General features: G+C 71.8%; 24 protein-coding genes. 10 read left to right on the forward strand and 14 right to left on the reverse strand.

What is annotated here, in order from left to right; translation table 11 throughout:
* Positions 1 to 231: 231 nt before the first annotated feature.
* From FB388_RS05385 to FB388_RS05395, 3 genes are read left to right on the forward strand one after another with little or no spacing between them, the layout of a single operon-like run.
* Positions 232 to 729 carry a (2Fe-2S)-binding protein gene (locus FB388_RS05385; protein ID WP_425468554.1) on the forward strand — a complete coding sequence of 166 codons (498 nt, stop codon included), beginning with the start codon at positions 232 to 234 and terminating at the stop codon, positions 727 to 729.
* Position 730: 1 nt separating this feature from the next.
* Positions 731 to 1,711 carry an FAD binding domain-containing protein gene (locus FB388_RS05390; RefSeq protein ID WP_142097722.1) on the forward strand — a complete coding sequence of 327 codons (981 nt, stop codon included), beginning with the start codon at positions 731 to 733 and terminating at the stop codon, positions 1,709 to 1,711.
* A complete protein-coding gene (locus tag FB388_RS05395) occupies positions 1,708 to 3,948 on the forward strand; it encodes a xanthine dehydrogenase family protein molybdopterin-binding subunit (RefSeq protein WP_246121637.1) in 2,241 nt (746 codons plus the stop codon). Before FB388_RS05390 ends, FB388_RS05395 begins: the two co-directional genes overlap by 4 nt.
* 26 nt (positions 3,949 to 3,974) lie before the next feature.
* Here the strand turns inward: FB388_RS05395 and FB388_RS05400 are convergent, their stop codons facing one another.
* Both FB388_RS05400 and FB388_RS05405 read right to left on the reverse strand, forming a co-directional pair.
* Complete coding sequence (locus FB388_RS05400) at positions 3,975 to 4,466, reverse strand: MarR family winged helix-turn-helix transcriptional regulator (protein WP_246121639.1); 492 nt, start codon at positions 4,464 to 4,466, stop codon at positions 3,975 to 3,977.
* Between the two features lie 59 nt (positions 4,467 to 4,525).
* On the reverse strand, positions 4,526 to 5,707 hold the full coding sequence (locus FB388_RS05405; protein WP_142097725.1) for an oxygenase MpaB family protein: 1,182 nt from the start codon (positions 5,705 to 5,707) through the stop codon (positions 4,526 to 4,528).
* A 271-nt stretch (positions 5,708 to 5,978) separates the two neighbouring features.
* On the opposite strand from FB388_RS05405, the gene FB388_RS05410 reads away from it, so the two are divergent.
* From FB388_RS05410 to FB388_RS05420, 3 genes are all read left to right on the forward strand, one after another.
* Positions 5,979 to 6,554, forward strand: a complete 576-nt coding sequence (locus FB388_RS05410; protein ID WP_142097728.1) for a TetR family transcriptional regulator — start codon at positions 5,979 to 5,981, stop codon at positions 6,552 to 6,554.
* A gap of 129 nt (positions 6,555 to 6,683) precedes the next feature.
* Positions 6,684 to 7,124, forward strand: a complete 441-nt coding sequence (locus FB388_RS05415) for a DUF6640 family protein (protein ID WP_142097731.1) — start codon at positions 6,684 to 6,686, stop codon at positions 7,122 to 7,124.
* A gap of 217 nt (positions 7,125 to 7,341) precedes the next feature.
* The gene (locus FB388_RS05420; protein ID WP_142097734.1) at positions 7,342 to 8,175 is read left to right on the forward strand and encodes a class II glutamine amidotransferase; all 834 of its coding nucleotides are present in this window, start codon (positions 7,342 to 7,344) and stop codon (positions 8,173 to 8,175) included.
* A gap of 38 nt (positions 8,176 to 8,213) precedes the next feature.
* Here the strand turns inward: FB388_RS05420 and mtnK are convergent, their stop codons facing one another.
* Genes mtnK through mtnA form a run of 5 tightly spaced genes read right to left on the reverse strand, consistent with a single transcriptional unit; the run spans position 8,214 to position 14,259 of the window.
* On the reverse strand, positions 8,214 to 9,461 hold the full coding sequence (mtnK, locus tag FB388_RS05425; RefSeq protein WP_142097737.1) for an S-methyl-5-thioribose kinase: 1,248 nt from the start codon (positions 9,459 to 9,461) through the stop codon (positions 8,214 to 8,216).
* Between the two features lie 8 nt (positions 9,462 to 9,469).
* The gene (locus FB388_RS05430) at positions 9,470 to 10,537 is read right to left on the reverse strand and encodes an ABC transporter permease (protein ID WP_142097739.1); all 1,068 of its coding nucleotides are present in this window, start codon (positions 10,535 to 10,537) and stop codon (positions 9,470 to 9,472) included.
* Entirely contained in the window at positions 10,538 to 12,058 is a 1,521-nt protein-coding gene (locus FB388_RS05435; RefSeq protein WP_142097742.1) for a sugar ABC transporter ATP-binding protein, read from the reverse strand.
* 10 nt (positions 12,059 to 12,068) lie between these two features.
* Entirely contained in the window at positions 12,069 to 13,187 is a 1,119-nt protein-coding gene (locus tag FB388_RS05440; protein ID WP_142097746.1) for a substrate-binding domain-containing protein, read from the reverse strand.
* Positions 13,188 to 13,221: 34 nt separating this feature from the next.
* Positions 13,222 to 14,259 (reverse strand): S-methyl-5-thioribose-1-phosphate isomerase, encoded by a 1,038-nt coding sequence (gene mtnA, locus FB388_RS05445; protein ID WP_142097749.1) that lies wholly within the window; start codon positions 14,257 to 14,259, stop codon positions 13,222 to 13,224.
* 92 nt (positions 14,260 to 14,351) lie between these two features.
* On the opposite strand from mtnA, the gene FB388_RS05450 reads away from it, so the two are divergent.
* Complete coding sequence (locus tag FB388_RS05450; RefSeq protein ID WP_142097752.1) at positions 14,352 to 15,095, forward strand: GntR family transcriptional regulator; 744 nt, start codon at positions 14,352 to 14,354, stop codon at positions 15,093 to 15,095.
* A gap of 25 nt (positions 15,096 to 15,120) precedes the next feature.
* On the opposite strand, the gene FB388_RS05455 is transcribed toward FB388_RS05450, so the two are convergent.
* Entirely contained in the window at positions 15,121 to 15,759 is a 639-nt protein-coding gene (locus FB388_RS05455) for an AraC family transcriptional regulator (RefSeq protein WP_246121641.1), read from the reverse strand.
* Here FB388_RS05455 and FB388_RS05460 point away from each other — a divergent pair.
* Positions 15,707 to 16,084, forward strand: a complete 378-nt coding sequence (locus FB388_RS05460) for an MBL fold metallo-hydrolase (protein WP_211361777.1) — start codon at positions 15,707 to 15,709, stop codon at positions 16,082 to 16,084. The genes FB388_RS05455 and FB388_RS05460 overlap by 53 nt on opposite strands.
* A 91-nt stretch (positions 16,085 to 16,175) precedes the next feature.
* Here FB388_RS05460 and FB388_RS05465 read toward each other — a convergent pair whose 3' ends face one another.
* The 5 genes from FB388_RS05465 to FB388_RS05485 all read right to left on the reverse strand — a co-directional run bounded on the left by FB388_RS05465 (position 16,176) and on the right by FB388_RS05485 (position 21,681).
* Complete coding sequence (locus FB388_RS05465) at positions 16,176 to 16,970, reverse strand: DeoR/GlpR family DNA-binding transcription regulator (protein ID WP_142097755.1); 795 nt, start codon at positions 16,968 to 16,970, stop codon at positions 16,176 to 16,178.
* A 58-nt stretch (positions 16,971 to 17,028) separates the two neighbouring features.
* On the reverse strand, positions 17,029 to 18,510 hold the full coding sequence (locus FB388_RS05470; protein WP_142097758.1) for a mannitol dehydrogenase family protein: 1,482 nt from the start codon (positions 18,508 to 18,510) through the stop codon (positions 17,029 to 17,031).
* 5 nt (positions 18,511 to 18,515) lie between these two features.
* Positions 18,516 to 19,862 carry an ABC transporter substrate-binding protein gene (locus FB388_RS05475; RefSeq protein ID WP_142097762.1) on the reverse strand — a complete coding sequence of 449 codons (1,347 nt, stop codon included), beginning with the start codon at positions 19,860 to 19,862 and terminating at the stop codon, positions 18,516 to 18,518.
* 80 nt (positions 19,863 to 19,942) lie between these two features.
* On the reverse strand, positions 19,943 to 20,839 hold the full coding sequence (locus FB388_RS05480; protein WP_142097765.1) for a PfkB family carbohydrate kinase: 897 nt from the start codon (positions 20,837 to 20,839) through the stop codon (positions 19,943 to 19,945).
* Entirely contained in the window at positions 20,836 to 21,681 is an 846-nt protein-coding gene (locus tag FB388_RS05485) for a beta/alpha barrel domain-containing protein (RefSeq protein WP_211361778.1), read from the reverse strand. Before FB388_RS05485 ends, FB388_RS05480 begins: the two co-directional genes overlap by 4 nt.
* A gap of 96 nt (positions 21,682 to 21,777) precedes the next feature.
* Here FB388_RS05485 and FB388_RS05490 point away from each other — a divergent pair, with 96 nt between their 5' ends.
* Together FB388_RS05490 and FB388_RS05495 are read left to right on the forward strand one after the other, a co-directional pair.
* Positions 21,778 to 22,761 (forward strand): carbohydrate ABC transporter permease, encoded by a 984-nt coding sequence (locus FB388_RS05490; RefSeq protein ID WP_142097767.1) that lies wholly within the window; start codon positions 21,778 to 21,780, stop codon positions 22,759 to 22,761.
* Positions 22,758 to 23,654, forward strand: coding sequence for a carbohydrate ABC transporter permease (locus FB388_RS05495; RefSeq protein ID WP_211361779.1), 897 nt, complete (start codon positions 22,758 to 22,760; stop codon positions 23,652 to 23,654). Before FB388_RS05490 ends, FB388_RS05495 begins: the two co-directional genes overlap by 4 nt.
* A 129-nt stretch (positions 23,655 to 23,783) precedes the next feature.
* Here the strand turns inward: FB388_RS05495 and FB388_RS05500 are convergent, their stop codons facing one another.
* The gene (locus FB388_RS05500; RefSeq protein ID WP_246121645.1) at positions 23,784 to 24,449 is read right to left on the reverse strand and encodes a GntR family transcriptional regulator; all 666 of its coding nucleotides are present in this window, start codon (positions 24,447 to 24,449) and stop codon (positions 23,784 to 23,786) included.
* Positions 24,450 to 24,509 lie beyond the last annotated feature (60 nt).

The raw sequence follows: 24,509 nt of genomic DNA on the forward strand, positions 1-24,509 counted from the left end.
GGGCAGGACCTGCCGGGGAGTGTTCACTACTTGATGAGCATCAAGTTCTTGATTACCCTCACTCGAGTCAAGCTCTCGACCCGCTTCTGACTCGACCCGAGAGGGATCATGTCCTCCCTGCAGCCCGTCTCCGGCGGCCCGCCGCCCGATGTCCCGCCGTGGCACGTGTCCCGGCGCACGTTCCTCGCGGTCACGGGGGTGGCGGCCGGCGGAGTGGCGGTCGGCCTCGCCGTGGTCGACGCGACGGACCCGGGGGAGGAGACCGTCACCGGCGTCGCCCTGACGGTGAACGGACAGCCCGTCGTCGTGGAGGTCGACAGCCGGACGTCGCTGCTGGACCTGCTGCGCGAGAACCTGGAGCTGCCCGGCACGAAGAAGGGTTGTGACGCAGGCGCCTGCGGCGCGTGCACCGTGCACGTCAACGGTCGCCGGGTCCTGTCGTGCCTCATGCTCGCGGTGCGGTTGGAGGGCGCGGACGTCGTCACGATCGAGGGGCTCGCGCCCGGCGACGGCCGGCTGCACCCCCTGCAGGCGGCCTTCGTCGAGCAGGACGCGCTCCAGTGCGGGTACTGCACGCCGGGGCAGATCATGTCCGGGGTCAGCTGCATCCGGGAGGGCCACGCCGGTTCGGCGGAGGAGATCCGGGAGTGGATGAGCGGCAACCTCTGCCGGTGCGGCTGCTACCTGAAGATCGTCAGGGCGGTCGAGCAGGCGGCGGGGGAGGAGTGACGTGTTCCCCTTCTCGTACACCACCGTCCCCGACGTCGACGCGGCCGTCCGGGCCGGCAGGAGCGGCGGCCGGTACATCGCAGGCGGCACGACGCTCGTCGACCTGATGCGCGAGACCGTCGAGCGCCCCGACACGCTCGTGGACATCTCCGCGCTCCCGTTGACCGGGATCACGTCCATCCCGGGGGGTGGCCTGCGCCTCGGCGCGCTCGCCCGGATGGCGGACGTCGCGGCCGACCCGGCGGTCCGGGACGCGTACCCGGTCGTCGCCCAGGCGCTGGAGCTGAGCGCGTCGCCGCAGCTGCGCAACATGGCCACGATCGGCGGCAACATCATGCAGCGAACCCGCTGCTCCTACTTCCGGGACGTGTCGGCGGCGTGCAACAAGCGCGCGCCCGGCTCCGGCTGCGCCGCGCAGGAGGGCTACAACCGCGCCCACGCGATTCTCGGCACGTCGGACGCGTGCGTCGCCACCCATCCCTCCGACCTCGCGGTGGCGCTCGCGGCGCTGGACGCGCGCGTCCACACGCGCGGCCCCGATGGTGACCGCACGGTGCCCTTCGCCGACTTCCACCTGCTCCCGGGCGCCACCCCCGACCGGGAGCAGGACCTGCGGCCCGGCGAGCTGATCGTCGCCGTCGAGGTGCCGCCGCACCCGCGTCCGCTCGCGTCCGGCTACCTCAAGGTGCGCGACCGGCAGAGCTACGAGTTCGCGCTGACGTCGGCCGCCGTCGCCCTGCACGTGCAGGGCGGGGTGATCCGGGCCGCCGGGGTCGCCGCCGGCGGGGTGGGCACGGTGCCCTGGCGGCTGCGCGCGGTGGAGCAGCACCTCGTCGGCCGGCGGCCCGCCGACGGGCTTTGGGCCGCGGCGGCCGAACGGGCCGCCGAGGGGGCGCGGCCGCTGGCGCACAACGGTTTCAAGGTCGACCTGCTCCGCCGCACCGTCGAACGTCAGCTGCGCATCGTGGGAGGTGGGTCGTGAACCGGTCGCAGTCGATGCAGTCGCCGTCGATACAGCCGCAGAACGCCGTCGGCGCCCCCGTGCCCCGGGTCGACGGCAGGCTCAAGGTCACCGGCGCGGCGCGCTACCCGGCCGACCACGGCCGCGCCGACGGGATCGAGGGGGCCGTGCACGCCGTGCTCGTCGACTCCACGATCGGCCGCGGCCGGATCACCGGTGTCGACACCCGGGCCGCCGAGGGCCTGCCTGGCGTGCTGGCCGTGTTCCACCACGGCAACGCGCCGCGGCTGCCCTACCGCGACAACCCGTTCCCGGACTCGATCAACCCACCCGGTGAGCGGCTGCGCGCCTTCCAGGACGACCGGGTGCGGTTCTTCGGCCAGCCGGTCGCGGTGGTCGTCGCGACCACGCTGGAGGAGGCACGGCACGCGGCACGCCTGGTCGACGTCCGCTACGACGCCGAGCGCGTGGCGACGGACCTGGCCGCCGACGCACCCGCCGCCGAGCCCGAGACCTACGCCCGCGGCGACGTCGAGGCGGCGCTGGGCTCGGCGGAGGTTCGGCTGGAGATGACCTACCACCTGGGCCGGAACCACCACAACGCGATGGAGCCGCACGCGGTCATCGCGCGCTGGGACGGTGACCGCCTCACCGTCTGGGAGAAGACGCAATGGGTGGCCGACCCGCGCAACGAGCTCGCCGCGGTGTTCGGCATCCCGCAGGAGTCGGTGCGCTGCCTGTCCACGGTCGTCGGCGGGGCGTTCGGCAACGGCGGGCGCACGTGGGTCCACTCCGTGATCGCTGCGCTCGCGGCCCGCGAGGTCCGGCGGCCGGTGAAGCTGGTGATGACCCGCAAGCAGCTCTACTCCGGTGTCGGGTACCGGCCCGCGTACGAGTACGGGGTGCGCCTGGGCAGCGACCGGAGCGGGCGGGTGACCGCGATGGCCCACGACGTCCGGGGGGAGACCTCCCGCTACGAGACGCACGCCGACGACATGTCGCTCGGGAGGATGCTCTACGCCACCCCCCACGTCGGCCAGACCGTGTCGCTGGTGCCGCTCGACGTGAACACGCCGACCTGGATGCGCGGTCCCGGCTGGTCGACCGCCGCGTACGCGCTCGAGTGCTCGATGGACGAGCTCGCCCACGAGCTCGGCATCGACCCGATCGAGCTGCGGCTGCGCAACGAACCGGAGTCCGACCCGGCCACCGGGTCGCCCTTCTCGACGCGCCGGCTGCGCGACTGCTACGCGATCGGTGCGCGGGAGTTCGGCTGGGACCGGCGCAACCCGGCACCGGCGGCCACCCGCGACGGCGACTGGTTGATCGGTACGGGGTTCGCCGCGGGCGCCTACGCGACCGAGCGGATGAACGCCCAGGCGTACGCCCGGCTCGACGCGGACGGGCGCGCCGTGGTCCAGTCCGCCACGAGCGACATCGGACCGGGCACCGCCACGTCGATGTCGCAGGTCGCCGCGGACGCCCTGGGCATCGCCGTCGAGGCTGTGCGCTTCGACCTGGGCGACTCGCTGCTACCGCCGGCCCCGGTCCAGGCGCTGGCGTGGACCATGCTCAGCGTCGGCTCTGCCGTGCAGAACGCGTGCGACCTGCTGCGCGTCCAGGCCGTCGACCTCGCGGTCACCGATCCGGGCTCGCCGCTGCACGGCGCGGCCCCTGGCACCGTCGTGGTCCGGGACGGGCGGATGAGCGTGGGGACCCACCCCGGCCGCGGCGAGACCTACCAGCAGCTGATGGGCCGCAACAACCGCGCGCACCTCGAGGTGATCGGCTCCTACGAGCCGCCCGAGGAGAGCGGGTTCTCGATGTACTCCTACAGCGCGATCTTCGCCGAGGTCGCCGTCGACGCCCGGCTGGGGCTGGTGCGGGTGCGGCGGATGCTCGGCGTGTTCGACGCCGGACGGATCATCAACCCGACGCTCGCCGACAGCCAGGCCCACGGCGGCATGATCGGTGGCATCGGGCAGGCGCTGCTGGAGCACACCGTCACCGACCACCGCGACGGTCGGATCGTCAACGCCGACTTCGCCGGCTACCTGGTCCCGGTGAACGCCGACGTCCCCGACGTGCGCGCGATCTACGTCGACGGGGAGGACCGCGAGGCCGACCCGATCGGGGTGAAGGGCCTCGGGGAGATCGTGATCGTCGGGGTCGCTCCGGCGATCGCCAACGCCGTCTTCCACGCCACGGGTCGCCGCGTCCGCGAGCTGCCCATCACGCCGGAAGCACTGCTCGGCTGATCGACCGCGGTGGTGACCGGCGGGCCCTACCGACCGTCCTGTTCCTGCCCCACCGGCGGCGTCCAGGCGGGCAGGAGCTCGATCACCCGCCCGAGCAGCTCTCGCAGGCGGCGGTGGTCCTCGTCGCCGAGCGAGCGGCGGAGGTGGTCCTCGAGGTGAGCGAGGACCCGGTCGGCCGCGGCGGCCTCGCGGCGCCCGCTGTCGGTGAGGTGCAGCTCCTGGACGTTGGCGTGCCGGGGGTGGGGGCGCCGCTCGATCCAGCCCCGGTCGACGAGCTTCGCGACGAGCGGCGCGATCGCCTGGGGCGTCACGCCCACGACGCGGGCGAGCTCCGCGCCGGTGAGCCCGGGCGCGACCTGGATGTTCATCAGCACCGAGTAGAGCGAGCCGGACACGCCGAGCCGGCGCAGCGGTGGCTCCTTGGTCGCCAGCAGTGCGAGGTCGGCCCGGCGCAGGAGCGACCCGACACGGCCGAGCACGTCGATGTCGTCGGGCGGCGTGGACGCGTCGTGCAGCACGGGCGCTGATACTACCGCTTCTTGATGAGCCTCAAGGACTTGAGAACGATTCGCGTGGTTCAGGAGGCCGCGGCGTGGTCCTGGTAGGCGGTGTTGCCGGTGAGTGCGGCGACGAGGCCGCGGCGGGCGGCGACGCCGTCCTCCTCGGCCTGCTGCAACGCTCCGGGGACCTGCAGCTGGTAGCGACGTGCCTTCGCCTCGCCTGCCGCGATCAGCGGCAGGATCGACGTCAGGGGTGTCTCCGGGATGCCGAGCGCGGCGGCGATGTCCTCGCCGTGGTGGTCACGGACGACCGCGTGGAGCAGGTCACGCCAGCCCGCCGCGTTCATCGAGGAGCCCGGCGCGGCGACGAGGTGCGGGACCGACACGTCGAACAGGGCCTCGACCAGTGCCCTGCTGTTCTCGTCCGGTCCGGCGGAGGTCGAGTCGAGCAGGTCCAGCAGCTTCCCGGCCTGCTCGTGGTCCTCGATGCCGAGGAAGAACTGCTCGTCGAGGCCCAGCAGGTGGCCCACGTACCACCAGTAGTGGTAGAGGCGTGACTGCTCCTGGTCGGTGAGCTGGTAGCCGATGCTCTCCAGCAGCAGGAACGGCACCAGGGTGAAGTCGAGCCAGGTGCGGGCGACATCGGCCTGGTTGATCGGCACTCCCCACCGGTCGGTGTCCCACCCGTGCGCCGTGGCCGACGCCCGGACGCGCGCGTGCAGCAGCCGGACCTGCACGGTCTGCACGTAGCCGGGGGCACCGTGGCGCAGACCGCCGGGCAGCACCGCGGCCGCGTTCCACAGCCCGGTCTCGGCGAGCCGGCGCGGTGTCGTGGAGGTCAGTCGACCCGTGCCCACCAGCAGTCTCGCCATGGAGGGGGAGCTGTAGGTGTGGGTCAGCGAGCCGCCGGCGAACGCAAGGCGGCTCCAGTGCGCAGGCACTGCGAGCGAGGTCCGGTCGCCCTGCTCCAGCAGCTCCGTCGAGACCCAGCCGGGCACTGTCTCGACGTGGGCGAGCAGCGCGTCGACGGCCGGTGGAGCGTCCGGCACGCTCGCCCGGCCCTCGGTGAGACCCCGCTGGAGCGCCGTGCGGGCGGGGCGGCCGAGCTCGTCGAACTCGGCGATGACGGCGTCGGCGAGCGGGTCGCCCACCCGCAACATTCGCAGCAGGAAGTCGACCCGGTCGCCGTGGCGCGTCCGGGCCGCGGCAGGGTCGACGACCCGCTCGGGCATCGGCGGCGCGTCGTTCGAGGCGGTCATGACGTCGTTCCTATCCCCCTGGCTCGACGGCAGCCACGGCGTGCTGATCCCCCCTTCCGGGGGCGAAGGGTGGCTCGATCCGCCGCGGAAGTGCGACAGCACTCGCACTGGTCAACGCCATCGCATGGCGGTCGGCGATGTCGCGGAGTGACATCACGTGCTACGGTTGATGTCACGCCGCGACAACAGCTGTGAGTGAGGTCGACGTGGACGATCGGTCATGAATCATCACGGCACGACGCGGTGAGAGGCACCGCTGAGGGTGGAGGCCATGCCCCGCTGGGAACAGGGCAGCGCGGACCGACTGACGAAGGCGGCCCTGGAGCTGTTCGAGGAACGAGGATTCGAGAACACGAGCGTCGTCGAGATCGCCGACCGCGCGCGTGTCACGACCCGCACCTTCTTCCGGTACTTCCCGGACAAGAGCGAGGTGTTGTTCGCCGAATCGGATCGCATACGCGCGGCGCTCGTGCAGGCGATCCTCGATGCTCCCGACGTCACGGAGCCGCTCCAGGTGGTCACCACCATCCTGGCGGAGTTCGACTGGAGCGTCCCCGGCATCGAGCTCCAGCGCCGGCGCCACGCCGTGATCGCGGCCAGTCCGGGACTGTTGGAACGCGAACTGATCAAGCAGAACGACATCGCCGTCGAGTTCATCGAAGCCCTGCGGCGACGCGGAGTCGAGGAGAATGCGGCCCGACTCGCAACGCGCGTGGGTATCCAGGTGTTCGCCACCGCATATGCTCAATGGGTTGAGCGGGACGACAGCGCCGACCTGAGGAAACTCACCGACGCCGCGATGGATCTCCTCCAGGCCCTCGTGCCGGCAAGTCGTTCGGTCGGTTAGTCGGGGAAATCGCAAGCGCTTCGATCGCGACGCTCGCCCCGAACTCTTACGTGCAGAATGGCGCCATTGCCATTCTCTTCTCCATCGTCCGGGCCCCGCCGGGGCCATGATCGGAATAGAGGTTCTCCCATGAGTGCGAGGAAGAAGGCGTCACGCCTGCTGGTCGGCCTGGTCGCAGCGGGGACGACCGTCGGGGCGCTGTTCGTGGACGCCGTCCTGCCGGAGACGGCCCGGCAGCACATGCGCAATCCCCACTGGCCCGCGCACGCCAAGTTCCACAACGCCCAGTACATCGTGATGAGCGCAGTACTCGGTGGTGTCGGCCTGCGACTGCTGAGCTCACCGAACGGCGATCCGGACCGCAATCGGGTGATCGCCACCGCGATCTTGTCCGTGCCGTACGTCGGCATGTTCGGCGCCGCCGCCTTCCCGGGCACCGCTTTGAGCGACGAAGAGTTCAGCGAATCGCCGGCGAACAAGGTCATGGGTGTCGAGGTCAACCTCCTCTCGGCGTCGATCTGCCTGGCCGTGCTCGGAACCTCGCTCGCACTGGGGCGTCGCGCCCGCTGAGTCGTGCAAGGCAGACGTCGCCATTCCGGGACGGCGTGGACATGCGTGGTGACCGGGCCGCGACTGTCGAGGCCCCAGCCGGTGCCCGCGGACAACAGGCGCGCTGCGCTGGAGCTGAGCTCGCCGAGCTGGTGCGGTTCCGGCACGATCGGGCGTGCGGCGGACGGAGAGCGACGCATGGGTCGTTGACGTACGCCGCAGGAACTCGAGGTGACGAATGTGCCGCTGGCTCGGCTACTTCGGGAGCCCGATCCTGCCCAAGGAGCTCATCTCCGACCCGGAGCGCTCGCTCATCGAGCAGAGTAGGCGGGCCGGGCCGCACATGTCCGCCACGAACGGAGACGGGTTCGGCTTGGGCTGGTACGGGCCGCGTGACCGCCCGACGCTCTTCCGCAGCGCGACGCCCGCATGGGGCGACGAGAACCTGCGCGAGCTGACAGCGGCGATCGAGTCACCGCTGTTCCTGGCGCACGTCCGGGCCGCCACCGGAACGCCGGTGCAGCAGACCAACTGCCACCCGTTCCGCTACGGGCGTTGGCTCTTCGTGCACAACGGATACATCGCCGACTACCAGCGCCTGCGACGTGATCTCCTGTACGCGGTCCACCCCGGCCTCTTCACCAACATCAAGGGCTCCACCGACTCGGAGCTGATGTTCCACCTCGCCCTGACCTTCGGCCTCGAGGACGATCCGATCGGCGGACTGGAGCGGATGGCGGGCCACGTCGAGGCGCTCGGCGCCGCCCGAGGGGTGGCCGAGCCGCTGCAGATGACGATCGGGTTGTCCGACGGCGAGCGGCTCTACGCCGTCCGTTACGCGAGCGGCCCCGTCGTCAACACCCTGTACGTCAGCGAGGACATCGAGGCGCTCCGCAGGCTCTACCCCGCCGAGGAGCGGCTCGCCCACTTCGGCGACGAGGCACGGGTGGTCGTCTCCGAGCCGCTCATCGCCCTGCCGGACCTGTGGCACGAGGTGCCGTCGTCCAGTGCGCTGGTCGTTCAGAAGGGCCCGGACGAGGAGCGGCCGTTCCGGCCCCGACCGGCCGAGTGAGCCGGCGATCGAGCAGCGGACCGCCGCCGGGGCCCGGCTCAGCGGGTCGCGGTGGCGCGCAGCAGCTCGCCCGCGATCTCCTCCGCGCGCCGTGGCGCGGGGTCGGCCGGGAACTCGCGGACCCACCGGCGGGCCGTGCGCAGCACCCCGCGGGCGGCGCCCTCGCGCAGCGGCGGCGGCAGCGTCTCGACGTCGGTGGTCTTGGCCAGCCCGACGATGCGGCGGGTCATCTTCGCCGCCCCGAAGAGCCACGCCTCGCCGCGCCAGGTGGCGAGCAGGTGCTCGCGCAGGTCGGCGCGGAACATGCGCGGGTCGGCGAGGCCGTGCTCCCACCGGGCGCGGAACTCGGCCTCGAACGCGTCCCAGGTGCGCGTGCACAGCCCGAGGGCCCAGGTCGCGCGGTCGTCGTCGCCCAGTGCCGTGGCGCGGGCGGCGGCGATCACGTAGTTCGCCCACAGCGCGCCCAGGTCGAACGCGACGGGGCCGTAGAAGGCGAACTCGGAGTCGAACGCCTTCGCGGAGTCGACGGGACCTCCGGTCCCGTCGGCGGCCCGCACCATCACCGAGCCGGTGTGCAGGTCGCCGTGCACCAGCGCCTCGGCGCGGGTCATGAACGCCCACTTCGCCCGGCCCATGGCCGCCACCATGTCCTGGTCGGCGGCGAGCTCCGCGGCGTCGGGCTCGTTGGCCGGCAGGACGCTGTTGCGGCCCGCGTCGACGTAGGGCTCGGTGAACACCAGGTCCTCGGTGATCAGGCACAGCTCCGGGTTGACGGCGGCGGCCAGAGTGGCGGCGCGTTCCCCCGCGTCCATTCCGAGCACCGACGTGCCGAGAGCGACGGCGGCGACGTAGCGGCCCATCGCCTCGGCGGCGCCGTCGTGGCGCAGCCCGTCGTTGAGCGCGGTGCGCCAGACCCGGTGGTCGGACAGGTCCTCCAGCGCGAGGACGTAGCGCTCGGCGTCGTAGTCGTAGAGCTCGGGCACGAGGCCGGGGGCGAGCTGCCCGTGCAGGCGCAGCGCCTCGGCCTCGTGGCGCGCCCGGTCCGGGGTGAGCCGCCAGCTCGGGCCGACCAGCCGCACGTAGGGCAGCGCCTGCTTGAGCACCAGGCCGCAGCCGGCGCCGTCGGTGAGCACGAACACGAGGTTGAGGTTGCCGTCGCCGATCTCGCGCACCGACCGGACGTCGTCGGCGTCGATGCGCCCGGCGAGCGCGGGGCGGGTCCGCACGTACGCGACGGCGGTGTCGGGCGTCAGGATCTCGTAGGGAGCGTCGATGCTGGTGGTCATGTGGAACCTCAGATGACGGCGGCGGGCGCGTAGCGGGAGCGGCGGCGCGACAGCGTGAACGAGAACAGCAGGGCGAGCAGCAGGACGATCCCCTTGACGATGTCCTGGCCGTAGTAGGGGAAGCCGGTGATCGTCAGGCCGGTGATGAGGATGCCCACGAGCACGGCGCCGAGGATCGTGCCCCACGCGTTGGGCCGGCCGAGCCCGAGCACCGAGGTGCCGACGAGGGCGACGGCCACGGCGTCGAGCAGCAGCGAGTTGCCGGCGCTGATGTCGCCCTGGCCGATCCGCGAGGACAGGATGAGCCCGCCGATCGCGGCGAACACGCCGGACAGGACGTAGGCGAGCGCCCGGTAGCGGCCCACCCGGACGCCGGCCAGCCGGGACGCCTCCGGGTTGGCGCCGACCGCGTACATGAGCCGGCCCCAGCGGGTGCGGGTGAGGAAGAACCAGGTGGCGACGGCCAGCACGCCCACGATGAGCACCGGCAGCGGCACCGGGCCGACGAACGCGCGGTCGATCGCGAGGAAGTCGGGGGTGAACCGGCCGGGCGCCACACTCCCGTCGCGCAGCACCATCCCGGACGACACCGACTGCCCGTCCACCGGCACGAGCTTGAGGCCCATGACGACGAACATCGAGGCCAGCGTCGCGAGCAGGTCGGGGATCCGCAGCACGACGATGAGCAGTGCGTTCACCGCGCCGATCAGCGCGCCTGCGAGCAGCACCAGCGCGATCGCGATGCCGCCCACCTGCGCGTAGATGACCATCGTCATCGCCGAGATCGTGACGGACATGCCGGCGACGGCGCCGACGGACAGGTCGAGCCCGCCGACCACCATCGTGAGCGTCACCCCGAGCCCGACGACGGCCACCACGGAGGCGAACTTCAGCATCGAGAACAGCGTGCTCGGCTGCCGGAAGCTCTCCTCGGTGGCGGCGAAGAACACGAACAGCACCACCGTGATGGCGATGAAGCCGTAGCGGACGGCGAGCTCGCGCACGCCCGGCTGGGGCTCGGGCGGCGCTGCCGCCCCGGTCGCTCCCCGCACCGTCTCGGTCTTCGGCAGAACCACTCAGGCCACCTCATCCTCGTGGAGCGCCGCCATCTGCGCGACGATCCGGTCCCGGGTCACCTCGGCGGTGCGGGCGTCCAGCCGGGGCACGCCGTCGACCAGGACGACCACCCGGTCGGCCACCTCGAGCACCTCGTCGACGTCCGCGGCGAGCACGAGCGCGGCGGACCCCCCGGCGGCCAGCTCGCGCACCCGCCGGGACAGGTCGTGGCGGGCGCCGATGTCGATGCCGCGGAACGGCTCGTCGAGCACCATCACCTGCGGCTGCCCGCGCAGCCACCGCCCCACAACGACCTTCTGCTGGTTGCCGCCCGACAGGGCGTCCACCCGCTGGTCGGCCGACGACGCCACCACGTCGAACTGCTGGACGACGGCCCGGCCGTCGGCGCGCTCCCGCCCGCGCTGCACGACGCCGCGCGGCGAGAGAACGCGCAGGAACGGCAGCGAGGCGGTGCGGGCGATCGACCAGCCGGGCAGCATCGCCTGCGCCGCGCGGTCCTCGGGCACCAGGAAGACCTCGCGGGTGACGGCGTCGGCGGGGGAGCCGGGGGCGTAGGGCCGTCCGCGCAGCAGCATCGTGCCCTCCGGGAACGGCTGCGCACCGAAGATCCCGAGCGCGAGCTCGCTCTTGCCGGCCCCGAGCAGCCCGACCACGCCGGTGACCTCGCCGCCGCGCACCGCGAGGTCGAACGGCGCGCTGCGGTCGAACAACCGCACCCCGCTCAGCTCGAGCACCACCTCGTCGCCGCGGCGGTCGTTCGGCTCGGCGAGTTCGGCGGCCCCGCGCTCGCCGAGCATGTCGCGCACGGCGGCCGGCCAGTCGAACGGGCGCTCCTGCTCGGAGCGGATGCTCCCGTCCCGCAGCACGGCGATCCGGTCGGCGAGCCGGTCGATCTCGCCGATGCGGTGGGACACGTAGAGCACGGCGACGCCGCCGCGGCGCATGTCGTCGATGACACCGAAGAGCCGGTCGGCCTCCGCGGCCGACAGCGCCGAGGTCGGCTCGTCGAGCACGAGCAGCCGCGGCCGGCGCGAGAGCGCCCTGGCGAGCAGCACGAGCTGCTGGTCGGCGATGCCCAGCTCGTGGACGTCGCGGCGCAGCACCGTGTCGCTCCAGTCGAGCCCGAGGCCGGCCGCGACCTCCCGGGCCGCCGGCAGCAGGCGCCGCAGCGACCCGATGGGCGGCAGCTCGCCCTGCGCGATCTGCTCGAACAGCAGGTTCTCCGCCACCGACAGCCCCGGCACCACGCCCTCGTCGATGCGCTGGTGCACGGTCTCGATCCCGAGGCGCCGCGCGGCGAGCGGCCCGTCGGCGGTCACGAGCGGCGTGCCGGCCACGCTGATCGTCCCGTGCTGGAGCGGGTGCACCCCGGCCAGCACCTTGATCAGCGTGGACTTGCCGGCGCCGTTGGCGCCCATCAGCGCGAGCACCTCGCCTGCGTCCCACCCGATGCTGACCCCGCGCAGCACCGGGTTGCCGCCGAACGCGTGCCGCACGTCGTGCAGCTCGACCGTGCTCATCCCACGCCGCTCAGAACTCGACGACCGGGATCCAGTCGGCCGTGGCCACCTGGGTCATGTTCAGCTCCGGCAGCTGCTCGCGCAGCTGCGCGAGGTTGCGGACCTGCTTCTCGCGCAGGAAGTCCTGCGTGACGAGCGTGCCGGGGAACACGACCTCCTTGGTGCCCAGCTGCCCGGCGAGCTCCAGCGCCGTGGCGCGCACGACGGCCGCGCCGATCGCGTTCGGGTCGGTGGTGGCCGTGGCGACCCACGGGCTGCCCTCGGCCGTCATGACCTCGATGTCGGCGGTGGAGATGTCGACGCCGTAGACCTTGATCTCGCCCTCGCGCCCGTTCTGGCGCACCGCCGAGACCGTGCCCTTGGTCAGCTCGTCGTACGGCGCGAAGATGCCCGCGATGCCCGGGCTGGCCTTGAGCGCCGCGTCCACCAGCTGCGCGTTGTCGGTGGCGACGGAGTTGGTGAACTCGCCGACGAAGAACCGCTGGTCCCAGCCGTTCTGCTGGCGGACCTGCTCCCAGACCGCGTGCCGGCGGTCCAGCGGGGCGATGCCGAGCACGTTGACGTAGCCGACGGGCTTGCCCTGGCCGAGGTCCTCGGTCATCTTGCCGAGGATCAGCGACGCCAGGTTGGCGTCGTCCTGCGCGGTCTCCACCGCGTCCGGGGCGCAGGCGCTGATCTCCACGTCGTAGATCACGACCGGGAGGCGGGCCGCGAGCCCGTCGTTGATGAGCGGGCACATCGTGTCCGACTGGCCGTGGTCGACGATGATCGCCTGCACCCCGGACCCGATCGCGGTCTGCATGTCGGTGGCCTGGCGGGCGTTGTCGGCCTGGGCGTCGTAGACCTGCAGCTCGATGCCGAGCGCGGCCGCCTGCTGGCGGGCCCCGTTCGTCCACTGCTGGAAGTAGTCGCCCGCCCCGCTGTTCTGCACGAGGGCCACCCGCACCGGCTCGTCGCCCGCGAACGGGGCCGGCTGCGCGCCGGTGGCCTCCTGCACGGTTGCGGTCTCCGGCGCCGCGGCCTGCGGCCCGCCCGGACCGAGGTCCTGGGAGCAGCCGGCGAGCAGCAGGACCGGGCCCAGCAGCGCGACCGACAGGCGGGCGCGCGGCGGAAGTGTCGTCGTCGACATCTTCTGGACAGCTCCTTCGGGGGAGGGCGGGCTTCTACGCGGGTTGGTGGACCGCCCGCATGTCGGGGCGGATCTTGGGCTCCACGACGCCGTGCTCGGTGGTGACGGCGTCGATCAGGCGGGCCGGCGTCACGTCGAACGCCGGGTTGAACGCGCGGCTCCCGGCGGGGGCCGTCGCCACCCCGCCCCAGGAGACGACCTCAGCCGCGTCGCGCTCCTCGATGACGATGCCGGCACCGTCGGGCGTCGCGAGGTCGACGGTGGACCACGGAGCGGCGACGACGAACGGGACGCCCGCGTCGGCGCAGGCCAGCGCGAGGCCGACGGAGCCGACCTTGTTGGCGGTGTCGCCGTTGGCGGCGATCCGGTCGGCCCCGATCACCACGGCGTCCACGAGGCCGCGCAGGATCGCGCCGGGTGCGGCGCTGTCGACCTGCACGACGTGGTCGATGCCGTCGGCCTGCAGCTCCCATGCGGTGAGCCGGGAGCCCTGCAGCAGGGGGCGCGTCTCGTCGACGTGCACGATCTCCAGAAGGCCGCGGGCATGCAGCTCGCGGACGACGCCGAGCGCCGTGCCCCAGGCGACCGTGGCCAGGGAGCCGGTGTTGCAGTGGGTCAGCACCCGCAGCGGCCGGCGGGGGCAGCGCTCGAGCAGCCAGTCGGCGCCCAGCTGCGACAGCCGCCGGTTCGCGATCTCGTCCTCGGCCACTACCCGCCGGGCCTCGGCCAGCACGGCCGCGTGCCCCTGCGGGACGAGCGGAAGCATCCGGTCCACCGCCCACGCGAGGTTGACCGCGGTGGGCCGGGCCGCGCGGAGGCGGCCGATCTCCTCGTGCAGCCGGGCGTCGTCCCAGCCCTCGCGGGCACCCTGCGCCATCGCGACGACCACGCCGAGGGCCCCGACCGCGCCGAGCGCGGGGGCGCCGCGGACGGCGAGGCGGCGGATCGCGTCGATCAGGGTCTCGACGTCGGCGGCCTCGAGGTGAGCCTCGGTGTCGGGCAGTCGGGTCTGGTCGAGCAGGCGGACGGCCGGGACCGCCCCGTCGAGCCACTCCACCGCGCGGACCGCCACGAGACCTCCAGGATCTGTCAGTCGTCCTACGACTCGCCGACACCGGACGCTATGGAGTTGTAGGACGACTGTCAACAGTTACCCTGTTCGCCATGTCTCTGGGGCCCGTGTCGACCTCGCTCGGTTCCCGCACCTCGCTGGCCCGCCGACTCGCCGAGGACGTGCGGTCCCGGATCATGTCCGGGGAGTACGCGCCGGGCGAGCGGCTGCCGAGCGAGGCCGAGCTGGTGCGCCACTACGAGGTCTCGCGGGTCACCGTGCGCACGGCGCTGCGCACGCTGGAGGCCCAGGGCCTGGTCGACGTGCGACACGGATCGGGCTCGTTCGTCAGCGACTTCGGGGCCGGCATCCGCGCCGGACTGCAGGAGCTGCGCTCGATCAGCGACACGATCCGCGAGATGGGCCACGAACCGGGGATGGAGCGGCACGCGATGCAGCGGCGGCCGGCCACCGCCACGGAGGCCGCGAAGCTCGGCGTCGACGTGGGCACCGAGGTGCTCGCCGTCGAGCGGATGATCCTCGCCGACGGGCAGGCGGTGGCGTTCTCCTACGACGTGGTCCCGGTCGCCGGGTTCTCGCCGGCGCTCGTGGACCAGCTCGGCACCGGCAGCCTGTTCGCCACGCTGCACGAGGCGGGCCTGATGCCGGCCCGCGCGCTCGCCGAGGTGCACGCGATCAGCGACGAGTCGATCGGGTGGGGCCCGCAGAAACCGGTGCCAGGGCTGTACGTCCTGCTGGACCAGGTGCACTTCAGCCGGCGGGGGAGCGCGGTCGCCTACAGCCGCACCTACTTCGTCGAGGGCCGGTTCCAGTTCGTGGTGCTGCGCACCAACTGAGCAGGCAGCGGTGGCGGCGACGCCGTCAGGTCGGGAAGCCGGACCGCCGCGCTGCCTCCGCCCGGTACCGCCCGGGTGTGGTGCCGAACTCCCTCTCGAAGGCGTGCGAGAGCGCGTACGGACTGCCGTAGCCGACCCGGCCGGCGATGCTGGCCAGGGTGTCCGGGGTATCCCGGAGGAGGCCGGCGGCGAGGATCAGGCGCCACCACGTCAGGTAGGACATCGGCGGACGGCCGACCAACGCGGTGAACCGGCGCGACAGCGTGGGGCGCGAGGCGCCCGCCGCAGCAGCCAGGCGGTCGATCGTCCACGGGGCCGCCGGATCCGAGTGGACGGCCCGGAGCGCGGCGGCCGTGACCGGGTCACCCAGTGCGCCGGGCCAGGATCCACAAGTGGCCTCGGCCATCCAGGAACGGATCATGTAGACGAGCAGGAGGTCGAGCAGGTTCGGGAGCGCGACGCACGAACCGGGCCGCACCTGGTCCAGCTCGCCGGACAGCAGGTCGATCGCCGCGCGGAGCTCGAGGTGACGGCCCACCCGGTTGGGCAGGTGGACGACATCGGGCAGCTCCGCCATGAGCGGGTGCAGGCGGCTGCAGTCGAGCCAGTACTTGCCGCAGAGCAGCTCCGTCTCGTCGCGCGCCCCGGTCTCCGCGGGCCACACCCCCGGTCACTCCGTCCTGCGGCTGGCGTCCGGCAGCGACCGGGCGGTCTTCGTCGGCGACCTGCTGCACAGCCCGCTGCAGATCGTCGGCCCCTGCTTCAACAGCAGCGCCTGCGTGGCACCGGAGCAGGCGGTCGCGAGCCGCCGTCGGGTCCTGCAGCGGGCGGTCGACGAACGGGAGCTGCTGGTCCCCGGGCACTTCGGTGGGGCGGGCGCCCTGGAGATCCGGCAGGAGAACGGCCGGTTCGCGCTCGGGGCGTGGGCCCCGTTCACCGCTGCGCGACTGCTGCGCCCCACCAAGACCGCGGACGGCCCGCGGGAGTGAGCGGGGCGAGCAGCGGGAGCGACGCACCTGCGTGTCGCCTCGGACAGTGGTGCGGCGGGTCGAGGAGACGTACCCGAAGCAGGCGACCGCGTCAGACGGCCGAGGTGTCTTCGACGATCAGGAGCTCCACGCCCGCGCGCCTGACGTCCTCGACGACGTGGGGTGGCACCCCGTCGTCGGTGATGACGACGTCGACCGCGCTCAGGGGTGCGACCTTCACCGATCCCTTCGCCCCCCACTTGCTCGAATCGGCGAGCAGGACCACTCGGCGACCGGCTTCGATCAACCGCTGCTTGAGCGCGGCGGAGGAGGTGCTGACGTCGACGATGTCGAGATCCGGATCGATCCCGTGCGCGCCCATGAACGACACGTGCACGATCAGCGTGGTGCCGGATGCGTGCACGGCGGGCCACGTCGTGCTCGGCCACACCACGCTGGCGGTGTCGGGATCCACCGGGCCGCCGATCATGACGACGTCAACGTTCTTGACGCCGAGCAGCTGGTGGGCGGTGGTGAGCGCCGGGGTGACGACGGTGAGGCCGCTGACCGGCGGAAGCCGCTGCGCGAGCGCGAGAACGGTGGTTCCGGCGTCGAGGACGATGGTCTGATCGCCGCGCACCATCGACGACGCTGTCAGAGCGATCCGCTCCTTGGCGCTCTTGTTCCGCATCAGCCGGGCGTCGAAGGTCGTCTTTCCGAGCTCCGCTCCCGGCGTGGTCGCGCCGCCGCGGATTCGGACGAGCCGCCCTCGGCGTTCCAGTTCCTGCAGGTCGTGGCGGACGGTTACCTCACTGACGTCCAGGGTCTCCACGAGCGCCGAGGTACGGACGGAGCCGTGCGCGTACACCTGCTCGAGAATCCTGTTGCGTCGGTCCTCCGCCAGCATGCGCAAAGTCAAGCACGCCCGCGCAGCACCGGGGCTCGTGATCGGTACGGCACGTCGTTCAGGCGGCTGACGCGAGCACGTCGTCGATCGCACGGCGAACGCCCAGTCGCCCCATGTCGTGCAGGATCCGGGTGTAGACCTCGACGAAGCGCGGATCGTCGTCGAGGCCGGCGAAGATCGGGTTCCCCCGGATCAGGGCGAGTGGGTCGTCGCGCGTCGCGCGGATGTGCAGGTCGTCGGAGCGGGTGTCCACGAGCTCGAGCGGGCGGCCGTGCTCGTCGCGGCGTTCCCGCACGAATCGGGTCCAGCACGCGACAACGGTCGCAACGGCGTGCAGGTCCCGGCCGTCGCGCAGGAGGTCCCGCGCCACCGGTAGCAGGAAGGTCGACAGCATGGTGGAGGACTGGTTGCACAGCCGGGCCATGGTGTCGGGGATGCGTGGGTTCGAGAAGCGTTCGACGACGCTGTCGCAGTACGCGTGCAGATCGACGCCCGGCACCGTCCCGACGGTGTGGATGCCCTCGTGCTCCAGGTAGTGCTGGAGCAGCCTGCGGACGGTTGGATCGGCGCACGCCTGCCACCCGAACTCGTGACCGAGAAGCGCGCCTGCGTAGGCGATGGTCTGGTGCCCCGCGTTGATCAGCCGCAGCTTCATCAACTCGAAGGGTCGGACGTCGTCGACCATCTGCACGCCGACCATCTCCCAGCTGGGCCGTCCACTCGGGAAGGTGTCTTCGACGACCCACTGGGTGAAGGGCTCGCATGGCACCGGGGCGTCGTCGCGGAGTCCCGTGGCGGCTTCGGCCTCGTCGACGTCGGCCGCGCTCGTGCGCGGCGTGATCCGATCGACCATCGCGTTCGGGAACGCGACGTTCGTGGCGACCCACTCGGCGAGGCCGGGATCGAGCGCCGTCACGAACGCGAGCAGAACGGATCGCGCGAGGTCGCCGTTGCCGATGACGTTGTCGCAGGAGAGAACGGTGAACGGGGCGATGCTCGCCGAGCGGCGGCGGCGTAGACCCTCGGCGAGGTAGCCGAATGCGGTGACCGGCGCCCGTGGGTGTGCGAGATCGGCCTGCAGCCCGGGCTCGGCGAGGTCGACCTCCCCGGTCACCGGGTCCTGGCAGTAGCCGCCCTCGGTGATCGTCAGCGTCACGATGCGGGTGCGCGGGTCCGCCAGGGCCCGGATGATCGGTTCGGTCCCGTCCGGGGCCCAGAGGTTGTCGACGATCGAGCCGACGATCCGGGCTGCGGTCGTGCCGTCCTCGTGCCGCTCGAGGACGGTGTAGAGCCGGTCCTGGCCGGCCATGACGCGGGCCAGTCGCTCGTCCTGTTCCAGCAGGTTGACGCCGACCAGTCCGAAGTCCCGGGCGGTCGGATCGCGGGTGAGGAGCCGATCGAGGTACACGGCCTGGTGGGCGCGGTGGAAGTTGCCCATCCCGATGTGGACGATCCCCGGCCGCACCGTCGTGCGGTCGTAGGAGGGCACCGCCGTCCCCTGCCGGGCGGATGCGAGCGTCGCCGTGCAGAGCTTCATCATTCCCCTCACCGTCGCGTGTCGCCGACGTCCTGCGCCATCTTCTGGCCCGCCGCCAAGGCGTCCTCCACCGAGATCTGGCCGGCGATCGCCGAGCTGATCTGCTGCGACACCTGGGTCCCCATGTCCGGGAACTCGGGGATCCCGACGAACTGGACGCCGGCGTACGGTCGCGGCGCGACACCGGGATTGCGGGGGTCGGCCTGCTGCAGTGCGCGCTGCTCCTGCTGGTAGTACGCCGCCGCCGCGTCCCGGTAGGCGGCCTGGTCGTAGGTCGACAGGCGCTTGCCCGCCGGCGCCGCCGTCCAGCCGAACCGATCGGCGACCTTCTGCTCGAACTGCTTGCCGGACGCCCACGAGATGAACTTCCAGGCGTTGTCCTTGTTGGGGCTCGCCTGCTCGATGCCCCACGCCCATGTCCACAACCAGCCCGAGCTCGCGGTCTTCTCGACCGGCGCGGCCACGTACCCCATCTTGCCCCGCACGGGCGAGTCGTCGCCCTCCAGCACTCCGGCGATGGACGTCGCGTCGTAGAACATCGCGGCCCCGCCCTGCTGGGTGATGTTGATGCACTCCTGCACGCCGGTCTGAGCCGCGCCCGGTTCCCCGTAGTTCCGAACCAGATCGACGTAGAACCTGGTGGCTTCGGTGAACGCGGGTGAGGTGAGCTGCGCGTTCCAGTCCATGTCGTACCAGGAGCCACCGAAAGTGTTGACGACGGTGTTCAGCGGCGCCAGGTTCTGACCCCAGCCGGCCTGGCCGCGCAGGCAGATGCCCGCCATGCCCGGCTCGGCGTTGTGGACCTGAGCGGCCAGTTGCGCGACCTGGTCCCAGGTCGGGTTGTCCGGCATGGTGAGCCCTCTGGCCTCGAAGACATCCTTCCGGTACATCAGGAAGGACGACTCGCCGTAGAACGGTTCGGCGTAGAGCCGCCCGTCCTCGCCCTTGAGTGCTTCGGTGAACGCGGGGAAGACGTCGTTCTGATCGAATCCGGGATCCTGGGCGACGTACTCGTCCAGTGGGGCCATCCACCCGCGCTGGGAGAAGATGGGCACCTCGAAGGCGCTGACGCTGGCCACGTCGTACTGGTTGGACTGGTTGGCGAACTCCTGGTTGACCGTGTCGCGCAGGTCGTTCTCGGGCAGTTCCGTGAACGCCAGCCGGATGCCGGTCTCCTGCGTGAACTCGGCGGCCAGCGCCTTCAGCGGCTGCATCTGCGGGTTGTTGACCATGAGCACGCGCAGCGTGCCACCGGGCCCGGACGGGCCGGCCGAACCAGCGCCTGCGCAGCCGGTCAACGCCAGCGCGGTCATCGTGAGCAGCGCTGTCGCCACCACGGATCGGGATCGCTTCATCGCGGTTCCTCGTCTCTTCGTTCTCGATGATCGACATCGGGATCGCGTGGCACGCGGGGTGCCCGATGGAGGCAGGTTCGTCATGTACCGGCGGCGGACTCGGGGAGCGGCCGCATCCCGCCCGGGTACGTCGCGCACTCACCGGCGCTCGCGGTCGCCGCATCGACGCAGGCGGCAACGTGCGCACCACGGGTCAGCGCCGCGGCGTAGGCGCCGTGGAAGACGTCGCCGCAGCCCGTGGTGTCGACGACCGTCACCGACGCGGCCGGACGATGGTGCACGCGGTCGTCACCGACGCTGCGGAAGAAGCAACCCAGCCGTCCGGCGGTGAGCACGACCGCGGTCCGATCGGGCCGCCACAACGCCGCCGCCGCCTCGTCGGGCGTGGCCGCGCCGGTGAGCCGCTCGGCGAAGCCCACCGGCAGCACGACGTGGTCGGCCAGCCCCAACAACTCACTGATCCGGTTGTTCATCTCGGCCTCGAGGTCGACGACGACCGGCACGCCGGCCTCCCGTGCCGCCCGCGCCGCCCTGATCGCTCCTGGCGTTCCGTAGGCGTCCAGCAGGAGGACTCCTGCGTCCCGGACGACGGCGAGGTCGAGATCTTCCGGTAGCCCGAGCACGGTGTCGTCGTCGAAGGCGATGAAGCGCTGCCCGTCGGCGCCGACGATGATCGTCGACCGGATGGGACGTGTGTCCGCGGAGTAGCGCGCGACCGAGAGGTCGATACCCACGGCTCGCATCCGGGCGTGGAGCTCCGGCTCGGCGGTGTCGTCCGGGAGGTGCCCGACGAACCCGACACGCACACCCGCTTCCGCGGCCGTCGTCAGGGCGACCGCCGCGTTTCCGCCGAAGCGACGCTCGCGGCGCACGACGCGTCCCTTCCCGTCACCCACCGACCCGTCCACGAAGACCAGGTCGTCGACGGAGACGGCTCCGCCGCCGACCACGTCGTAGCGCGGCCGGGAGCTGCTCATCCCGATGCTCCGGGCGCCGCCAGGCCGGCGGCCTCCTCGGCCGGGAGACCGTCGTGGATCACGGCCGCACAGGCCTTCGCAGCGCCGACGACGTCGGGTGCGTCCCAGAGGTTGCGGCCGACGACAGCTCCGCGGGCCCCGCTGCGCATCCCGCTCTCGATCTGGGTCAGCGCCTCGACGAACGTGGCGGTCTTCGGCCCGCCGGCCATGACGACGGGGACGGGGCACGTGCGGATGATGTCGGCGAACGCCCTCTCATCGCCCGGGTGTCCCACCTTGATCACGTCGACCCCGGTCTCGAGGCCGCACCGCACGGCCCATGCGATCTCCTCCGGGTTGAACACGATCTTGGTGCCGTCCGTGTAGTCCCGCGGGTAGATGTGAGCGACCACGGGCATCTCGAGCAGGGCCGCGCGCCTGACCGTGTCGCTCAGCCAGCGCAGGTAGGCCCCTTCGTGTTCCCCGCGCACCCCGATCGCGACGGCGAGAGCGTCGGCGCCGAGGCGGGCCGCGTCCTCCGGTGTCGCGGTCAGCTCGCGGACGCGATCGTCCGGCGTGAACATCCCACCCTGGACGATCAGCGCGGCGCGTCCGGCGTACGACGGCCAGATGTGCCGCGCACTGCCGCCCAACATCGTGACGGTGTCCGGCGGACTCTCCATGATCTTGGCGATCGCGCCGGGCAGGTCTGCCAGGCCTCCTGAACGCATGCCCCCGTATCCGATGAAGTGATCCACCGCTGCGCCGAAGAGGTTGGCGGACGGGTGGGCGAACAGACGTGCCATCCGGACCTCGGTGCCGAGCCCCATGTGCCCTCCTTCGCTGTCGAGCAGGCTCAGCATGAAACGAAAGTAAACAAACGTCAAGGGCTTGCGAACTCCTTCGATTGCGTGTCAGGCTCTGGACTCCGATCGGGGTCCCTGCAAGGAGCGTGAGCAATGACGTCCGCTGCCCGGCGCCGAACCGCCGCTTCGACCGGTGCCTCCGTGGCGCCGTCCCGCACCGTGTCCGCGGCCGGCGCCGCGCACCTCCGTCGCGCAGCATGGGCTCGCAGGTTGCCGCTCCTACCTGCGCTGATCTTCCTGGTCGTGACGACCCAGATCCCGTTCCTCGCCACCCTCGTGGTGTCGCTCACGAGCTGGAACGCGCTGTACCCGGACCAGCGCGGCTTCGCCGGGCTCGAGAACTTCCGCGAGGTGTTCGCCGACGCCGAGCTGCGGTCGTCACTGGTGACCACCGTCGTCCTGACCGTGACCGTGGCCCTCGTGTCGCTGGTGCTCGGGCTCGTCCTCGCCCTCCTGCTCGACCGGTCCTTCCGCGGCCGCGGCATCGTGCGGACGATGCTGATCGCGCCCTACCTGGTGGTCCCGGTCGCCGCGGCGCTCCTGTGGAAGCACGCCCTGCTCAACCCGCAGTACGGCCTGGTGAACGGGGCGTTGACATGGATCTGGGGACTATTCGGGTCGAGCGCGCCACCGCAGCCGGCCTGGCTCGCCGAGAACCCCCTGCTGAGCGTGGAGGCGACGCTCGTCTGGCAGTGGACGCCGTTCATGATGCTCATCCTGTTGAGCGGTCTGCAGTCGAAGCCCACCGATGCGCTGGAGGCTGCGGGGATCGACGGCGCGGGGCCGTGGCAGACCTTCCGCTACGTCCTCTTCCCCCACCTGCGGCAGTACATGGAGCTCGGAGCCCTGCTCGGCAGCATCTACATCGTCCAGAACTTCGATGCGGTCTACACCCTCACCGCCGGCGGGTTGGGCACGGCGAACCTGCCTTACTCGATCTACCGGACGTTCTTCCAGGCCCAGGACTACGGGCTCGCATCGGCGATGGGCGTGCTGGTCGTGATCGGGACGATCCTGATCGCCACCTTCGCGCTGCGCGTGGTCAGTTCCCTGCTCCGCGAGGAGATCAACCGATGACGGCTTCCCTCGATCGTCCGCTCCGCGCCCGCACCACCGGGATGCGCAGGTCGTCGGCCGAGCGCGCCCGGGCCGGGGGCAGGCGACGCGTCACCGGCGCGCTGCTCACCGTCGCGGCGTGGGGCGCGGCGTCGCTCTTCTTCCTGCCCGTGCTGTGGATGGTGCTCACGACCTTCCACGCCGAGCCGGACGCGGCGACCAACCCGCCGTCCGTCGCCGCGCCCCTGACGCTGGAGAACTACGCGTCATTCTTCTCCAGCAATCCGTGGCCACCGATCCTGAACTCGATCAGCGCGTCCGTCGGGTCGACCGTGCTGGTCATCGCGCTGGCGCTACCGGCGGCCTACGCCCTCGCGATCAAGCCCGTCCGCCGGTGGACCGACGTTCTGTTCTTCGCCCTGTCGACGAAGTTCCTCCCCGTCGTCGTCGGCCTGCTCCCGCTCTACCTCTTCGCGACCACGACCGGCCTGCAGGACAACATCGCCATGCTCGTCCTGCTCTACACATCGATGAACCTGCCGATCGCGCTCTGGATGCTGCAGCGGTTCCTCGCCGAGATCCCGAAGGAGATGTTGGAGGCGGCCGAGCTCGACGGCGCCGGGCTCGCGACGACGCTGCGCAGCGTGATCGCTCCCGTCGCACTCCCCGGCATCGCGGCGACGAGCCTGATCTGCCTCATCTTCTCCTGGAACGAGCTGTTGCTCGCCCGTACCTTGACGGCCACCGTCGCCGGCACCGCGCCGGTGTTCCTGACCAGCTTCCTGACCAGTCAGGGCTTGTTCCTCGCCCAGATGTGCACGGCGGCCTTCGTCATCTCCCTCCCCGTCCTCCTCGCCGGGTTCGTCGCCCAGGACAAGCTGGTGCAGGGCCTGTCGATGGGGGCCGTGAAATGACCCTGCGCAGGTGGCCGATGGCGCGATCGCAAGGCGATACCTCGACCACGGGCACCAGCACCGGCAAGGCGCGCGTCAACTCGTCGGCGGCATCGTCTCCGGCGATCGGCGGCGCGCTCCTCCTTGGCGTCAGCCCGGCCCGGGTCCCGGCCTCCCGAGCGCGGCGTAGGTGAGGTCGGTCAGGTAGTCGTTCAGTGCCAGCGCGGCGTCGACCGCTGCCGCCGCGTCGCCGTGGGCGACCGGCCGGAGGATGCGGGCGTGCCGGTCGGCGGCGATCCGCAGGTGCTCGGCGACGTCGGGCAGGTGGGCGAACCAGAACCGGCGGGAGAGCGCCTGCAGCGGTGCCATGGCGAGCTGCAGGTACTCGTTGTGGGCCGCCTCGACGATCGCGGCGTGGGACCGCTTGAGGAGCGCGCCGAAGGCGCGGACGTCGGTCCCGCTGAACGCGTCGAGCTCCGCGGCCAGCGCCAGCATCTGCTCCTTCTGGCGGGTCTGCGCGCGGAAGGTGGCGAACCTGACGGCCATCTCCTCGAGGCCCCGGCGCAGCTCGAGCAGCCGGAAGTGCGCTTCAACCGACACCGGCGCGACGAAGACCCCGCGGTGCGGGTGGATCTCGACCATGCGTTCCCGCGCGAGCCGCTGCAGCGCCTCGCGCACGGGGGTTCGGCCGAAGCCCGTCCGCGTCATGAGCTGCGACTCCGACACGGCATCGCCCGGGGCGAGGTCCTGGAACGTGATCATCTCCTCGAGCAGGGCGTACACCTGGTCGGTCTTGTTGCTCAGCTGCTCCGCCACGTCGTTCCCTCCCGCCCGCGCCCACCCATCCTCGCAGACCGCCTCTGGACCGCTGCCACA

Origin of the sequence: Pseudonocardia cypriaca, from assembly GCF_006717045.1 — a bacterium.
GTDB classification, from domain to species: domain Bacteria; phylum Actinomycetota; class Actinomycetes; order Mycobacteriales; family Pseudonocardiaceae; genus Pseudonocardia; species Pseudonocardia cypriaca.

Bases quoted from the DNA above. Each gene is read 5' to 3' on its own strand.
- FB388_RS05405 (WP_142097725.1), bottom strand. From the start codon at position 5,707: ATGACCGCCTCGAACGACGCGCCGCCGATGCCCGAGCGGGTCGTCGAC.
- FB388_RS05440 (WP_142097746.1), bottom strand. From the start codon at position 13,187: ATGTCGACGACGACACTTCCGCCGCGCGCCCGCCTGTCGGTCGCGCTG.
- FB388_RS05415 (WP_142097731.1), top strand. From the start codon at position 6,684: ATGAGTGCGAGGAAGAAGGCGTCACGCCTGCTGGTCGGCCTGGTCGCA.
- FB388_RS05435 (WP_142097742.1), bottom strand. From the start codon at position 12,058: ATGAGCACGGTCGAGCTGCACGACGTGCGGCACGCGTTCGGCGGCAAC.
- FB388_RS05485 (WP_211361778.1), bottom strand. From the start codon at position 21,681: ATGCTGAGCCTGCTCGACAGCGAAGGAGGGCACATGGGGCTCGGCACC.
- FB388_RS05420 (WP_142097734.1), top strand. From the start codon at position 7,342: ATGTGCCGCTGGCTCGGCTACTTCGGGAGCCCGATCCTGCCCAAGGAG.
- FB388_RS05475 (WP_142097762.1), bottom strand. From the start codon at position 19,862: ATGAAGCGATCCCGATCCGTGGTGGCGACAGCGCTGCTCACGATGACC.
- FB388_RS05470 (WP_142097758.1), bottom strand. From the start codon at position 18,510: ATGATGAAGCTCTGCACGGCGACGCTCGCATCCGCCCGGCAGGGGACG.
- FB388_RS05450 (WP_142097752.1), top strand. From the start codon at position 14,352: ATGTCTCTGGGGCCCGTGTCGACCTCGCTCGGTTCCCGCACCTCGCTG.
- FB388_RS05410 (WP_142097728.1), top strand. From the start codon at position 5,979: ATGCCCCGCTGGGAACAGGGCAGCGCGGACCGACTGACGAAGGCGGCC.
- mtnK (WP_142097737.1), bottom strand. From the start codon at position 9,461: ATGACCACCAGCATCGACGCTCCCTACGAGATCCTGACGCCCGACACC.
- FB388_RS05495 (WP_211361779.1), top strand. From the start codon at position 22,758: ATGACGGCTTCCCTCGATCGTCCGCTCCGCGCCCGCACCACCGGGATG.
- FB388_RS05465 (WP_142097755.1), bottom strand. From the start codon at position 16,970: ATGCTGGCGGAGGACCGACGCAACAGGATTCTCGAGCAGGTGTACGCG.
- FB388_RS05490 (WP_142097767.1), top strand. From the start codon at position 21,778: ATGACGTCCGCTGCCCGGCGCCGAACCGCCGCTTCGACCGGTGCCTCC.
- FB388_RS05480 (WP_142097765.1), bottom strand. From the start codon at position 20,839: ATGAGCAGCTCCCGGCCGCGCTACGACGTGGTCGGCGGCGGAGCCGTC.